General features: G+C 64.6%; 14 protein-coding genes, 1 tRNA gene and 1 pseudogene. 4 read left to right on the top strand and 12 right to left on the bottom strand.

All coding sequences use genetic code 11. The features are described from left to right. The 3 genes and pseudogenes from CAP37_RS21425 to CAP37_RS21415 form a co-directional block, all read right to left on the bottom strand. A pseudogene (locus CAP37_RS21425) lies at positions 1-202 on the bottom strand (hypothetical protein); the annotation flags it as partial. A 48-nt stretch (positions 203-250) separates the two neighbouring features. Beyond that, positions 251-682 carry a nuclear transport factor 2 family protein gene (locus CAP37_RS21420; RefSeq protein WP_086127059.1) on the bottom strand — a complete coding sequence of 144 codons (432 nt, stop codon included), beginning with the start codon at positions 680-682 and terminating at the stop codon, positions 251-253. 1,077 nt (positions 683-1,759) lie between these two features. Further along, positions 1,760-1,835: transfer RNA gene (locus CAP37_RS21415), tRNA-Arg, on the bottom strand. 231 nt (positions 1,836-2,066) lie between these two features. On the opposite strand from CAP37_RS21415, the gene CAP37_RS21410 reads away from it, so the two are divergent. Beyond that, on the top strand, positions 2,067-2,933 hold the full coding sequence (locus CAP37_RS21410) for a cytochrome c5 family protein (protein ID WP_086127056.1): 867 nt from the start codon (positions 2,067-2,069) through the stop codon (positions 2,931-2,933). Positions 2,934-2,978: 45 nt separating this feature from the next. Here CAP37_RS21410 and CAP37_RS21405 read toward each other — a convergent pair whose 3' ends face one another. The 4 genes from CAP37_RS21405 to CAP37_RS21390 are packed head-to-tail and all read right to left on the bottom strand — an operon-like array spanning position 2,979 to position 5,761. Further along, on the bottom strand, positions 2,979-3,509 hold the full coding sequence (locus tag CAP37_RS21405) for a DUF2946 family protein (RefSeq protein WP_086127054.1): 531 nt from the start codon (positions 3,507-3,509) through the stop codon (positions 2,979-2,981). A gap of 10 nt (positions 3,510-3,519) precedes the next feature. After that, positions 3,520-4,518, bottom strand: coding sequence for a YheT family hydrolase (locus CAP37_RS21400; RefSeq protein WP_086127050.1), 999 nt, complete (start codon positions 4,516-4,518; stop codon positions 3,520-3,522). Beyond that, entirely contained in the window at positions 4,515-4,952 is a 438-nt protein-coding gene (locus CAP37_RS21395; RefSeq protein WP_086127047.1) for a nuclear transport factor 2 family protein, read from the bottom strand. The genes CAP37_RS21400 and CAP37_RS21395 overlap by 4 nt, the downstream gene beginning before the upstream one ends. 23 nt (positions 4,953-4,975) lie before the next feature. After that, positions 4,976-5,761 (bottom strand): hypothetical protein, encoded by a 786-nt coding sequence (locus CAP37_RS21390; protein WP_179190312.1) that lies wholly within the window; start codon positions 5,759-5,761, stop codon positions 4,976-4,978. Positions 5,762-5,811: 50 nt separating this feature from the next. Between CAP37_RS21390 and CAP37_RS21385 the strand changes: the two genes are divergently transcribed. The 3 genes from CAP37_RS21385 to CAP37_RS21375 are packed head-to-tail and all read left to right on the top strand — an operon-like array spanning position 5,812 to position 7,861. Next, positions 5,812-6,408 (top strand): LemA family protein, encoded by a 597-nt coding sequence (locus CAP37_RS21385; RefSeq protein ID WP_086127044.1) that lies wholly within the window; start codon positions 5,812-5,814, stop codon positions 6,406-6,408. Beyond that, positions 6,405-7,328, top strand: a complete 924-nt coding sequence (locus CAP37_RS21380; protein WP_086127041.1) for a YgcG family protein — start codon at positions 6,405-6,407, stop codon at positions 7,326-7,328. The genes CAP37_RS21385 and CAP37_RS21380 overlap by 4 nt, the downstream gene beginning before the upstream one ends. A gap of 5 nt (positions 7,329-7,333) precedes the next feature. Beyond that, positions 7,334-7,861 (top strand): TPM domain-containing protein, encoded by a 528-nt coding sequence (locus CAP37_RS21375; RefSeq protein ID WP_086127209.1) that lies wholly within the window; start codon positions 7,334-7,336, stop codon positions 7,859-7,861. A 15-nt stretch (positions 7,862-7,876) separates the two neighbouring features. Here the strand turns inward: CAP37_RS21375 and CAP37_RS21370 are convergent, their stop codons facing one another. From CAP37_RS21370 to atpA, 5 genes are all read right to left on the bottom strand, one after another. Continuing rightward, a complete protein-coding gene (locus tag CAP37_RS21370; RefSeq protein WP_086127038.1) occupies positions 7,877-8,452 on the bottom strand; it encodes a cyclic nucleotide-binding domain-containing protein in 576 nt (191 codons plus the stop codon). 126 nt (positions 8,453-8,578) lie between these two features. Further along, positions 8,579-8,995 (bottom strand): F0F1 ATP synthase subunit epsilon, encoded by a 417-nt coding sequence (locus tag CAP37_RS21365; protein ID WP_086127035.1) that lies wholly within the window; start codon positions 8,993-8,995, stop codon positions 8,579-8,581. Between the two features lie 40 nt (positions 8,996-9,035). Beyond that, positions 9,036-10,442, bottom strand: coding sequence for a F0F1 ATP synthase subunit beta (atpD, locus tag CAP37_RS21360; RefSeq protein ID WP_086127032.1), 1,407 nt, complete (start codon positions 10,440-10,442; stop codon positions 9,036-9,038). A gap of 44 nt (positions 10,443-10,486) precedes the next feature. Beyond that, on the bottom strand, positions 10,487-11,353 hold the full coding sequence (atpG, locus tag CAP37_RS21355) for a F0F1 ATP synthase subunit gamma (RefSeq protein ID WP_086127029.1): 867 nt from the start codon (positions 11,351-11,353) through the stop codon (positions 10,487-10,489). A gap of 29 nt (positions 11,354-11,382) precedes the next feature. Beyond that, on the bottom strand, positions 11,383-12,945 hold the full coding sequence (gene atpA, locus CAP37_RS21350; RefSeq protein WP_086127027.1) for a F0F1 ATP synthase subunit alpha: 1,563 nt from the start codon (positions 12,943-12,945) through the stop codon (positions 11,383-11,385). Positions 12,946-12,957: the final 12 nt, after the last annotated feature.

Here is a 12,957-nt window from a genome sequence, read left to right as displayed (position 1 = left end):
GCGCGGCGCAGCCGCCGTTGCAGGTGCTCTTGCCGCTGCCTGCCACGTCCTTGTCGAAGGTGTAGAGCGTCATGCCCTTGGCGTCGACCAGCGCGCCGTTGGCGAGCTTGGCCGGCGCGTCTGCAGCCATGGCGCTGGTGAGTGGTGCCGTGAAGGAAGCCGCTGTGATCAGCAGAGCGGCCAGAGTCGGAAGGTGCTTCATGGGGATGTCGTGTGGGGTACGGTGGAGAGTGGCCGCGATGATGGCCAATCAGTAGGCCGCAGCGACTGCCAGCTTGGGGTCGATCTGCCAGGTCTCGCTGACGATCTTCCCTTCGCGGAACGTCAGCACGTAGCGCACCTTGATGGGCATCTTGCCTTCAAAGACGACGTTGGCCGAGACGGTGGCGCCCTTGGGGTTGGCCGACTCTTCGATCGAGGCGATGTTGAGCTTCAGCGGGCCGACGGCCTTGCCGAACTTCTCCCAGGTGCCGCGAATGGCATCGGTGGTGGCATAGGTGCCGTCGAGTGGGCCGCCTACCCAGTTCAGCTGGGCCTGGTCGGCATAGGCACGCATGACGATCTGGGTGTCGCCCGAGGCGATGGCCTGGAAGTGTGTGCGGGCGTCGTCGCTGGGGGCGGCGAAGGCGCTGCCGGCGGCGAGTGTGAGGGTGGTGGCAGCGAAAGCGAAAGTCTTGAACATTGTGGACTCCGATGAAGGGTGGGTGAGTGTTGGATGAAGGGTCCGAGAGGTCCCGACACAAGGGCAGACGGCGCCGGCATGCGGTTTATTCCAAAGCCCGCAAAGAGTTTTTCGGTCACGCCATCGACAAGGCACCGACTGCTGCGTGCCGGACTGTTGGGCGGACGGGGGAATACGGCGCGGTGCGCACGCGTCTCACCCCTGGGCAAGCATTGGCGGCCTACGCCTTGACCGGCTTGCGCTAACCCCGGGACGCCCGCGGGTACTGTCAACAGGCCCCACAGGTCGTGGCGTCAGCGCCGCTGCCTTGCGGCGCTCGAAGGTCCTGCCAGGCGTTGGGCTAGTCGCACCAGGCCAGTACGGTCAAGTGTGTTGACACGAGCCCCTGCGTTGCGCAGGGCGGTTCCTCCCCAATGACCGGAAGACTGTCTATCGAAGAGTCCCTGAAGCCTGAGCCGGTCATCTGAGTTTGCGTAGCACCCACATTGCCCACGAGTTCAAGCTTGGCGCATTGATGATCAGCTATTTGGCGTCGAAGCAAACGTCTGCTTCTAGCCGATCTGGGACATGCTACCGGAGCGCGGTTGCTTGAGGAAGAACATCTAGGGGAGTCGCCGCAAAGCGCCGTGTCCGCGTCACACATAGGCTTGCAATGTCTGCAGCACCTCCGGCAGCTGGCTCTCGATCCCTGCGATTTGGAGGAGCTGAGTGACCGCGATGTGGCAAGCGGTGCCGGCTCAGCTCTTCATTGCGACTGTCGGCTCTCGCTGCACACCAGCCATTGACAGCGGAGTATCGCGAAGCCGACCGGGCCGGATCTGCGTTGAAAGCTAACGAACAACGGCAGGGGAGTTTGACTGGGCCAAAGTCCAATGGTCAAAAATGACGACATCCGATCGTCAAGCCATCAATGGCGGGCTATGAGTGGGCCATGTATGGGCCACAGAAAATTTTGAAAAGAGCTGCTGACTCTTGTCCACCGAGCTTCTCAGGGCCCAAGGCACTTGCCAAACGAGTGGCTCCGGATTCAAGCGACTGCTGCATGGGCCATAAGAGGCACACGTAAGTCGTTGATTTTGGTGCGGCTGGCGGGGATCGAACCCACGACCCTCGGCTTCGGAGGCCGATACTCTATCCACTGAGCTACAGCCGCATGCTGTTTGAAGACCAAGAGTCTACTTGTTGCGTTTTTCGCCGATGACGACAGCCTTCGGAGGCCAATACTCTATCCACTGAGCTACAGCCGCACAGAGGCTGGCATTCTATCAGGCAGGGGTCCTGCGGGTGCCGGGGGTCAAGGGCCCTTGGCTATAATCGTGGGCTGCTTTCCAGCCGTCACGATACTGCCCGCCCCGGCATCGATTCGCCACCCCCTGAGGACACCATGAGCGACCACGCGCACGAACATCACACCGGCCCGATCAAGACGCCCGCCCAACTGCTGTGGACGTCCTTCTTTGCGTTTGTCGCTCCCGTCTTCATCATCATTGGTCTGGTGTACTACGTGACCTCCGGGGACAAGCCCGCTGCGGGCGCGGTGGACCAGGAGCTGGCCACGGCGCAGCGCATTCAGCGCGTGGGCACGGTGGAACTTCGCGATGCCAACCGCCCGCTGCAATCGGGTGAGGCCGTTTACGCAGCGCAGTGCCTGGCCTGCCACGGCGCGGGCCTGGCTGGCGCGCCCAAGCTCGGCGACGCGGGCGCCTGGGCGGCGCGCATTGCCACAGGCTACGAAGCGCTGCTGAACTCAGCGCTCAAGGGCAAGGGCGCCATGGGCGCACAAGCCGGTGGCGCATTCACCGACGTGGAGATCGGGCGTGCGGTGGTGCACATGGCCAACGCCGCCGGTGGCAAATTTGCAGTGCCCGAAGCGCCTGCCCCTGCCGCTGCGGCACCCGTTGCCGAAGCAGGCGCCGCGCCGGTGGCTGCAGCAGCCCCAGCTGCTCCTGCAGCCGCGCCCGCTGCGCCCGCTGCCGCTGCGCCAGCCGCCCCCGCCACTGCCACCGTGGCGGCAGGTGCTGGCGAGGCGCTTTACAAGCAGTCCTGCACGGTCTGTCACGCGGCGGGTGTGGCAGGTGCACCCAAGTCCGGCGACAAGGCCGCCTGGGCGCCGCGCATCGCACAGGGCATTGACGCCCTGACCGCGAGCGCGATCAAGGGCAAGGGCGCAATGCCACCGAAGGGCGGTTCAGCCGCCTCGGATGCCGACATTCGTGCGGCGGTGCAATTCATGGTGGACGCGGCCAGGTAAAGCACTTTCTGGCCTCATAAAAAAACCGGTCGCTGACCGGTTTTTTTATGTCTGCTCCTGGAGTCTCTGCGGACTGAGCACAAAGCCAAACCGGTTCGGCAGATCGGCGGCCCGCACATCGCGAGGCGTCCACTGGCCTGACTCCACCGCTTCGGCGGCGAGGGCCATGTCGGCGGTGTGCACCAGCCCGGGGCCGAGCTCGGTGACCAGGTAAAGGAGGCCGTTTTCATCGACCAGGCTCTCGTGCACCGGGGTGGCCAGCCCCGTGTGACTCAGCACACCGCCGTCGGGCTGCAACCGCCAGACCCAGGGCGTGATTTCCAGCTCCACATACACGCGCTGCGGACCGTTCTGAAAGTACCACTGGCCGCGCTCATCGGCGGCGTAGTTGCGGTGGATGAATTCGAGGAGCTTGTCGTGCTTGAGCAGCGAGCCCCTGGCCTGGGGAAATGGCCCGGCGGCCTGCACGCGGTCGTCGCGCATGTACCACTGGCCGCGCGCATCCAGGCCGAGCCAGCCAAAGCAATGCGGCACGTTGGGCCATTTGGCCATGGCAGCCTTGACGATGTCGTCCATGGGTGGGCACTCAGACGTGTGAAAGCAGCCAGTTTCCCACGGCTTCGGGCATGGCGCGCACATGGCCCGGCAGGCCGAGGGGTCCGTGTGAAACAGGAAAACCCACGTGTCCGCCCTGAGCGGGTTGCCACAGCGTCACGTGCGTGCCAGCCTCGCGCGCTGTGGGCAGGGAGCTGGCGGGCACGAAAGGGTCGTTGCGTGCGTTGAGCGCCAGCGCGGGCACACGGATGCGGTGCAGCACCGGCTTGGCGGAAGCGCGGCTCCAGTAGTCGTCGGTGCCCTGAAACCCGTGCAGCGGCGCGGTGAACAGGTTGTCGAACTCGTAGAGATCTCTCGCAGCCACCAGCGACGCGCGGTCGAACAGGCCTGGGTGCTGTTCCAGTTTCTTCAAGGCCTTGGGCACCATGGAGCGCAGAAACATGCGGGTGTAGACGAGGCGGTTGAAGCCCCGCCCGATGGCGTGGCCACCGGCGGCGAGGTCGAGCGGAGAACACACCGCCGCCACCGCGCGCACGCGCTGCGCAGCCGCGTCGCCCATTTCGCCGGCCCAGCGCATCAGCGCATTGCCGCCCAGCGAAACGCCCACGGCCAACAAGGGACGAAGGGGATTTTCTCGGGCAAACCGCTCAAGGATCCAGTCGACTTCGGCGAAGTCGCCCGAGTGGTAGGCGCGTGGCGCGTGGTTGAGTTCTCCGGAGCAGCCGCGAAAGTGGGGCACAGCGAACGCAACGCCCTTTGCAGCGGCGAAGTCTGCAAAGGCCACCGCGTACTGACTGGCTGACGAGCCCTCGAGGCCATGAAAGAGCACCAGCAGCGGCGCCTCGGGTGCGCTGGGGTGCTGTGCCTGGTCGACATCGATGAAGTCGCCGTCGGGCGTGGCCCATCGCTCGCGCCGCCAGCGCGGGGCCGCGCCGACATGGCGCTGGCTTGCCACAGCGGCCCAGATGGTCTGCGCGTTGCCGCCTGGCAGCCACCACGGCGCACGGTAGGCAAAGCCGCTCGAACTCAATGCAGCACCGGCTTGACAGTCAGCACCTCAGGCGGCTCGACGCGGGAGCCCGGGCTGGCGTGGTGGGCCACCAGGCGCCAACCCTGCGCGGTCTTGGTGTACACATTGGTGGCCACCACCCACGCTTGCTGAGGCCCATCGTCGGTCATCACCTGCACGCGCTCCACCACGCTGTGCACACTGCAGGAGCCGACATCGAGCCGCCGAACTTTCTCGGGCTGTGCCTGCACGCTGCCATTGGAAAATAGCGCCTCGAAGGCAGCGCGTACCGCGGCGTGCCCCACCAGGCGCGGGCCACCCGGGTGCACGCAAACGATGTCCTCGTCATCGGCCCAGCACGCCATGAGCCGTTCGATGTCGGCGTGCTGCAGCGCTTCGTAAAACGCGTGCTCCGTGTCGTCGGGATTGCCAGGAGGCAGTTTGGTCTTGGGCATGTTGGCCGGGCGTTCGTCGGTCGTCAGGGAAGGCGATTGTCGCCGGGCTCACCGGTCCGGTGCAGCCAGACCTTCAACAAGGGCTCAGGGTCGGGCGCGGACGCTGCGGCCCAGACCAGTTCCGGAGCAGCCACATGGATGCCGGGTGGTGCAAATTCGAGCGCGCACGCCGCCACGCGGGCCACGCCATCGGCGCGCACGGGCTTCTGGTTGGTCGGCACGAGGTAGTGCAAAACGCCCAGCATGCTGGCCGCCAGGCGTGCGGGCAGGCTGCCTGCCGCAGCCGCCCTGGGGCCCGGCTGGGCCGAGCGCAGGAGAATCAGCGTGTCGAACCCCATCGCGGCCACGGCCTGTTCGTCCAGCGTGGCGAGCCCGCGCTTGATGGCCTCTGGCAGGCGCCCTTGCTGGTGGGGCAGCACCACGACCAGCCGCCGCACGCCGCAGCGGCGCATCCATTCCGCCATCGGACGCAGTTCGGCCGGCTGCACCGCCAGCATCGCCTTCTCGCGTCCGTGAAACAGGCGGGGCGGGTCCATGAGAATCCAGCCATCGTCGGCAGGCTTCACGGGCCAGTGTTGGGGCTCGTCGCCGATCAGATGCAGTTCCTTGACGCGGCGCAAGCTCATGACCATGGGTTCGCGCACAAGCACACTCAACAGCCGCACCGCGCTGCTGGAGGCGAGCCGTGTCACCATGGCCTCGCCCAGTGCGCCGGTGGCTCCTGCTAGCAAAACATGGGGCCCGCGCGCCAACGGCGAACCGGTGGGCTGGTTGGCGGCATGAAGGACATCGGTGGGTTCGAGGCGCATGCCAAAATGCTACCGGATACCGAACTGCACCCGACCGAATGGAGGACCCCATGACACGACGCCACCTTGCTGCCCTGCTCTTGCTGTGCGCCAGCCTGCTCACCGGCTGCGGCTACAACGACTTCCAGCGACTGGACGAGCAGAGCCGCTCGGCCTGGTCGGAAGTGCTCAACCAGTACCAGCGACGCGCCGATCTGATCCCCAATATCGTGGCCACGGTGAAGGGTGAGGCCAACTTCGAGCAGGAAACACTCACCCGCGTGATCGAGGCGCGCTCGAAGGCCACCTCCATCCAGATGACGCCCGAGATGCTGAACAACCCGGCCGCGATGCAGCAGTTTCAGGCCGCGCAGGGCGAGCTGGGCAGTGCGCTCAGCCGGCTGATGGTGGTGGTCGAGCAGTACCCCAATCTCAAGGCCAATCAGGGCTTCAGCGACCTGCGCGTGCAGCTGGAAGGCACCGAGAACCGCATCACCGTGGCGCGCAACCGCTACATCCAGACCGTGCAGGAATACAACGTGCTCGCGCGCAGCTTCCCCACCAACCTCACCGCCATGGTGTTTGGCTACGACCCGAAGGCCAACTTCACGGTCGCCAACGAGGCGGCTATCTCGGCGCCACCCAAGGTGGAATTCGAGAAGAAATGACCGCTCGCAAGGCATGGCAGGGCCTGGTGCTCTGCATGCTGACCGCCCTTTTCTCTTTCGGGGTATGGGCTCAGGCGTTGCAGCCTGTGCCGGCACTCACCGCGCGGGTGATCGACCAGACTGGCACGCTCGACGCGGCATCGCTCGCGGCCATCGAGGCCAAGCTGGCCGCCTTCGAGCAGACCAAGGGCTCCCAGGTGGTGGTGGTGATGGTGGCCACCACCGCACCGGAAGACATCACCGACTACACGCAGCGCCTGGGCGACGCCTGGAAGATCGGCCGCCGCGACGTGGGCGACGGCGTGCTCTTCGTGATCGCCAAAGACGACCGCCGCTTGCGCATCGCCACCGCCAAGACACTCGAAGGGGCCATCCCCGATCTGCTGGCGCGGCGCATTCTTGACCAGGCGGTGACACCCGCCTTCCGCCAGGGCGACTACGCCGGCGGCATCCAGGCGGGTGTCGATCAGATCCTTGCGCGCATCAGCGGTGAGGCGTTGCCATTGCCTGGCGAAGGCGCACCAGCGCGTGGCAACCAAGGCTTCGAGTGGATGGACCTGTTGATCTTCATGGTGTTTGCCGTGCCCTTCATTTCTCTGGCGCTGCGCAACATCTTCGGCAACAAGCTGGGTACGCTGCTCACGGGCGTGGGCGCAGGCGGCCTGGCGTGGTGGCTCACCACCGTGTTCTGGATCGCGATTGGTGCGGGGCTGATCGGCATGCTGGCAGCATTGTTCATGCAGTTCATGCCGGCGGGCTCGGCCTCATCCGGTCGGGGCGGGCGAGGTGGCGGCCCCTGGGGTGGTCCGGGCGGCGGCTGGGGCGGCGGCGGTCGCAGCGGAGGTTTCGGCGGCGGGGGCGGCTTCAGCTCTGGCGGCGGGGGCAACTTTGGAGGCGGCGGCGCTTCCGGCGGGTGGTGATGATCATGAACAAACTGACCCGCCTGTTCAAACACCGCTGGCTCGACCGCAGCGACACGCTTCGTGCCGTGCCCGACGACATGGCCGAACGCCTGGCCCGCCGCGTGGCCGCCAGCGAAGGCCGTCACACCGGCGAGGTGCGTCTGTGTGTGGAGTCCTCGCTGCCCACCAGCTACCTCTGGCGGGTGGGAGCGCGCAGTCCCTTGCCGGTCGTTGTTCGCGAACGCGCCCTCACCTGGTTTGGTCGTCTGCGGATCTGGGACACCGAGCACAACAACGGCGTGCTCATTTACGTGTTGCTCGCCGAGCACGCCATCGAATTCGTGGCCGATCGGGCCCTGGCGCGTCGCGTCGGTCAGGCCGAGTGGCAGGCCATCGTGGACCGATTGGGGCTGCGGCTGCGCGAGGGCGCTTTTGAAGATGGGCTGACTCAGGCCCTGGAGGAAGTCTCCGCGTTGCTGGTGGCCCATTTCCCGGCTGAACCCGACGCGGCGCAGCCCAACGAGTTGCCCGACAGCATCGTTCGCTGCTGAGCCTGGTGCTTGGCCTCAGGAGCGGGTGCGCTTGTAAAGACCGGTGCGGTTGTTGTTGAGCGCAACGTTCAGCTCTTGCTGAAGCGCGCGGTTCATCTGAGCAAACGTCTTGAGCTTGCGGGTCGTCTCACGCAAACGGTCGGCCATGCGTTTTGAAATGGCCAACAGCAAACGGGAGCCCAGTCGCGGGTCTTCCTTCAGCAGGCGCATGAGCGCGGTACGAGACAGCACCGCCACGGCAATGTCGGTGTTGGCGGTGCAGGTGGCCGACCGCGGCGCGCCGTCGAGCACGCCCATTTCGCCGATCAGGTGGCCCGGGCCCATGATGTTGACGACCATGCTTTCCTGAAGGCCGGGCAACTCGTTCTCCACGGCGATATCGCCTTCGAGCACGAGCAGCATGTAGTCGGTCTGCTTGACCTCGCCTTCCTGGATGATGACCGTGCCGGCCTTGATGCGCCTCGGGCGCATGTAGCCCACGATTTTCAAAGCGTCGCCAAGGGTCAGATCGGCCAGCGCCGACGACGTGACGAGCAAGCGCGCGGCCACCTCCTCGGGCGCCAGATCCGGGCTTTCAAAAATCGATGACATCAGAGTCTCCCGGCTTGTTGTCCTGTCGATGATATTCGCCCGGTTACATTCCGCACCCCTCGACCAAAAGAAAGACCGGCACGTGGCCGGTCTTTGCTGGGTGAGGTGAAGGCGCAGCTGGCCCGCTTACTTTTTCTGGCGGTATTTGCGCAGGGCAGCGATCTGAGCCGCCATCACGGCGAGTTCCGAAGTGGCTTTGGCCAGATCGATATCGCTGTGCGCGTTCTTCAGCGCTTCTTCGGCCTGACGGCGGGCTTCGATCGCCTTCGCTTCGTCGAGGTCATGGCCACGGATGGCGGTGTCGGACAACACGGTGATGTGATGCGGCTGCACTTCAAGAATGCCGCCCGCCACAAACACAAACTCTTCGCCGCCGTCGGCCTTCTCGATGCGAACGGCACCGGGCTTGATTCGGGTGATCAGCGGAATGTGGCCGGGCAGGATGCCCAGCTCACCAGCTTCGCCCGGCAACGCCACGAACTTGGCATCCCCGGAGAAGATGGATTCTTCGGCGCTGACCACATCGACGCGGATGGTACTCATGGAATTTCCTTGGATGGAGCGCTGATGATCAAGCCCGGGATCAGGCGACCTTCTTCGCTTTTTCGAAGGCTTCGTCGATCGTACCGACCATGTAGAACGACTGCTCGGGCAGGTGGTCGCACTCGCCGTTGGTGATCATCTTGAAGCCGCGGATGGTCTCGGACAGTGGCACGTACTTGCCAGGCGATCCGGTGAACACCTCGGCCACGTGGAACGGCTGGGACAGGAAACGCTGGATCTTGCGGGCGCGGGCCACGGCCAGCTTGTCCTCTGGGGCCAGTTCGTCCATGCCCAGAATGGCGATGATGTCGCGCAGTTCCTTGTAGCGCTGCAGCGTGTTCTGCACGGCGCGGGCAGTTTCGTAGTGGTCCTGGCCCACGACCAGCGGATCGAGCTGGCGGCTGGTGGAATCCAGCGGGTCCACGGCCGGATAGATACCCAGCGAAGCGATGTCACGGCTCAGCACCACGGTGGAGTCCAGGTGGGCGAAGGTGGTGGCGGGCGACGGGTCGGTCAAGTCATCGGCTGGCACGTACACGGCCTGGATCGAGGTGATCGAACCGACCTTGGTGGAGGTGATGCGCTCCTGCAGGCGACCCATTTCTTCGGCCAGCGTAGGCTGGTAGCCCACAGCCGAAGGCATGCGACCCAGCAGTGCGGACACTTCAGTACCGGCCAGTGTGAAGCGGTAGATGTTGTCCACGAAGAACAGCACGTCGCGGCCTTCGTCGCGGAACGATTCGGCGATGGTCAGGCCGGTCAGGGCCACGCGCAGGCGGTTGCCCGGGGGTTCGTTCATCTGGCCGTAGACCATCGCCACTTTGGAGTTGGGCAGATTCTCGAGGTCCACAACCTTCGAGTCGGCCATCTCGTGGTAGAAGTCGTTGCCTTCGCGGGTGCGTTCACCCACACCGGCAAACACCGACAGACCGGAGTGGGCCTTGGCGATGTTGTTGATGAGTTCCATCATGTTCACGGTCTTGCCCACGCCGGCGCCGCCGAACAGGCCCACCTTGCCGCCCTTGGCGAACGGGCAGATCAGATCGATCACCTTGATACCGGTTTCCAGCAGTTCCTGCGAAGGCGACAGCTCGTCGTAGGCTGGAGCCTTGCGGTGGATCGAAGCGGTGAGGGTTTGATCAACCGGACCGCGCTCGTCGATGGGCGCACCCAGCACGTCCATGATGCGGCCCAGCGTGGCCTTGCCCACGGGGACCATGATCGGGTTGGCGGTGTTGGACACCACCATGCCGCGGCGCAGGCCGTCGGAGGAACCCAGCGCAATGGTGCGCACCACGCCGTCGCCCAGCTGCTGCTGGACTTCCAGCGTCAGCGCGGAGCCTTCCATTTTCAGGGCGTCATACACGCGGGGCATCTGGTTGCGCGGAAATTCCACGTCGACGACGGCGCCGATGCACTGGACGATCTTGCCTTGTACTTGAGACATGATGGATACCTTTTAAATACTCTGGATTCTGTGAAACGGCTGCTTCAGACCGCTGCGGCGCCGGCGACGATTTCCGAAAGTTCTTTCGTGATCGCGGCCTGACGGGTCTTGTTGTAGACGAGCTTGAGTTCGCCGATCACACTGCCGGCGTTGTCGGTGGCGGCCTTCATGGCCACCATGCGGGCGGACTGCTCGGAGGCCATGTTCTCGGCCACTGCCTGGTAAACCTGGGCTTCCACGTAACGCAGCAGCAGCTCGTCGATCACGGCGGCAGCGTCGGGTTCGTAGATGTAGTCCCAGTCGCGGCCACCGGCGTTGTCCTGCAGGGTGCCGGCGTTCAGCGGGAGCAGTTGCTCGATCACCGATTCCTGCTTCATCGTGTTGATGAACTTGGTGTAGCAGACATACACCGCGTTGACACGACCTTCGGTGTACGCATCGAGCAGCACCTTGACCGGGCCGATCAGCTTTTCAAGATGGGGGGTGTCCCCCAGGCCTGTCACGCTGGACACCACCTTGGCGCCGATGCGGTTCATGAAACCCAGGCCCTTGTTGCCAATGGCCACGACCTGTGCGTCCTGCCCCTTGGCCTGCAGCGCCTTCAGCTCGGTGGTCACGGCGCGCAACACGTTGGTGTTGAGGCCGCCGCACAAACCCTTGTCCGTCGTGACGACGACGAAGCCAGCGGATTTGGCGTCGTTCGTCTGCATGAACGGGTGCGTGTACTCAGGGTTGGCCCGGCTCAGGTTGCCGGTGATCTGGCGCACCTTCTCGGCGTAAGGCCGCGCCGAACGCATGCGTTCCTGCGCCTTGCGCATCTTGGAGGCGGCGACCATCTCCATGGCTTTGGTGATCTTCTTGGTGTTCTCCACCGATTTGATCTTGCCGCGTATTTCCTTGCCTGCTGCCATTGGGGCTCCTTAGCTGGTCAACGGGGCGTTCAGTACGTACCGGTTTTCTTGAAATCGGCGACGGCGGCGGCGAGCTGGGCTTCGGCTTCCTTGTCCTTGTCCAGTGCCTTGCCGCCTTCCATCTTCTGCAACAGTGCGGCGTGCTTGTCCTTCAAGAAGGCGTGCAGGCCGGCTTCGAACGGCAGAACCTTCTTGACTTCGACGTCGTCCAGATAGCCCTTGTTCACGGCGAACAACGAAGCGGCCATCAGGCTGATGGACAGCGGGCTGTACTGAGCCTGCTTCAGCAGCTCCGTCACACGAGCACCCCGGTCGAGTTGCTTGCGGGTGGCTTCATCCAGGTCGGAGGCAAACTGTGCGAAGGCCGCCAGTTCACGGTACTGGGCCAGGTCGGTACGGATACCGCCGGACTGCTTCTTGATCAGGTCGGTCTGGGCAGCACCACCAACACGCGACACCGAGATACCGGCGTTGATGGCGGGGCGGACGCCGGCGTTGAACAGGCTGGTTTCCAGGAAGATCTGGCCGTCGGTGATGGAGATCACGTTGGTTGGCACGAAAGCAGACACGTCGCCAGCCTGCGTTTCGATGATGGGCAGTGCGGTCAGCGAGCCAGTCTGGCCCTTGACTTCACCCTTGGTGAAGGCTTCCACGTAGTCGGCGTTCACGCGGGCAGCGCGCTCCAGCAGACGGCTGTGCAGATAGAAGACGTCGCCGGGGTAGGCTTCGCGGCCTGGAGGGCGGCGCAGCAGCAGCGAGACCTGGCGGTAAGCCACAGCCTGTTTGGACAAGTCGTCGTACACGATCAGGGCGTCCTGGCCACGGTCGCGGAAGTACTCACCCATGGTGCAGCCGGAGTAGGCCGAGAGGTACTGCATGGCGGCCGACTCGGAGGCCGAAGCGGCGACGACGATGGTGTATTCCATGGCGCCGGCTTGTTCCAGAGCGCGCACCACGTTCTTGATCGACGAAGCCTTCTGGCCGATCGCAACGTAGACGCAGGTCATGTTCTGACCCTTCTGGTTGATGATGGCGTCGATGGCCACGGCGGTCTTACCGGTCTGGCGATCGCCAATGATCAGTTCACGCTGACCACGGCCCACGGGCACCATGGAGTCGATCGACTTCAAGCCGGTCTGCACTGGCTGGTCCACCGATTTCCGGGCGATCACGCCCGGCGCAACCTTTTCGATCACGTCGGTCATCTTGGCATTGACCGGACCCTTGCCGTCAATGGGTGCGCCCAGGGCGTTCACCACGCGGCCGATGAGCTCGGGGCCCACGGGCACTTCCAGAATGCGCCCCGTGCATTTCACGGTTTCACCTTCGGAGATGTGCTCGTACTCGCCCAGAATCACAGCGCCGACGGAGTCGCGCTCCAGGTTCAGCGCCAGGCCGAAGGAAGGCACGCCGTCCTTGTTGGCCGGGAATTCCAGCATTTCGCCCTGCATCACATCGGACAGGCCGTGGACACGGACGATGCCGTCGGTGACCGACACCACGGTGCCCTGGTTGCGCACATCGCTCGATGCGCCCAGCCCCTCGATGCGGGACTTGATCAGTTCGGAGATTTCGGCGGGATTGAGTTGCATGACTCTTTCCTT

Origin of the sequence: Hydrogenophaga sp. IBVHS1, assembly GCF_002127265.1 — a bacterium.
In the GTDB taxonomy this organism is placed as follows: domain Bacteria; phylum Pseudomonadota; class Gammaproteobacteria; order Burkholderiales; family Burkholderiaceae_C; genus Hydrogenophaga.
Note: the sequence above shows the minus strand (reverse complement) of the source record. Positions and strands in the feature narration are given on the sequence as shown.

What these genes read in the sequence shown, in the direction of transcription:
- CAP37_RS21420 (WP_086127059.1), bottom strand. Translation starts at nt 682, where the DNA reads ATGTTCAAGACTTTCGCTTTCGCTGCCACCACCCTCACACTCGCCGCC.
- CAP37_RS21410 (WP_086127056.1), top strand. Translation starts at nt 2,067, where the DNA reads ATGAGCGACCACGCGCACGAACATCACACCGGCCCGATCAAGACGCCC.
- CAP37_RS21405 (WP_086127054.1), bottom strand. Translation starts at nt 3,509, where the DNA reads ATGGACGACATCGTCAAGGCTGCCATGGCCAAATGGCCCAACGTGCCG.
- CAP37_RS21395 (WP_086127047.1), bottom strand. Translation starts at nt 4,952, where the DNA reads ATGCCCAAGACCAAACTGCCTCCTGGCAATCCCGACGACACGGAGCAC.
- CAP37_RS21390 (WP_179190312.1), bottom strand. Translation starts at nt 5,761, where the DNA reads ATGCGCCTCGAACCCACCGATGTCCTTCATGCCGCCAACCAGCCCACC.
- CAP37_RS21385 (WP_086127044.1), top strand. Translation starts at nt 5,812, where the DNA reads ATGACACGACGCCACCTTGCTGCCCTGCTCTTGCTGTGCGCCAGCCTG.
- CAP37_RS21380 (WP_086127041.1), top strand. Translation starts at nt 6,405, where the DNA reads ATGACCGCTCGCAAGGCATGGCAGGGCCTGGTGCTCTGCATGCTGACC.
- CAP37_RS21375 (WP_086127209.1), top strand. Translation starts at nt 7,334, where the DNA reads ATGAACAAACTGACCCGCCTGTTCAAACACCGCTGGCTCGACCGCAGC.
- CAP37_RS21370 (WP_086127038.1), bottom strand. Translation starts at nt 8,452, where the DNA reads ATGTCATCGATTTTTGAAAGCCCGGATCTGGCGCCCGAGGAGGTGGCC.
- CAP37_RS21365 (WP_086127035.1), bottom strand. Translation starts at nt 8,995, where the DNA reads ATGAGTACCATCCGCGTCGATGTGGTCAGCGCCGAAGAATCCATCTTC.
- atpD (WP_086127032.1), bottom strand. Translation starts at nt 10,442, where the DNA reads ATGTCTCAAGTACAAGGCAAGATCGTCCAGTGCATCGGCGCCGTCGTC.
- atpG (WP_086127029.1), bottom strand. Translation starts at nt 11,353, where the DNA reads ATGGCAGCAGGCAAGGAAATACGCGGCAAGATCAAATCGGTGGAGAAC.
- atpA (WP_086127027.1), bottom strand. Translation starts at nt 12,945, where the DNA reads ATGCAACTCAATCCCGCCGAAATCTCCGAACTGATCAAGTCCCGCATC.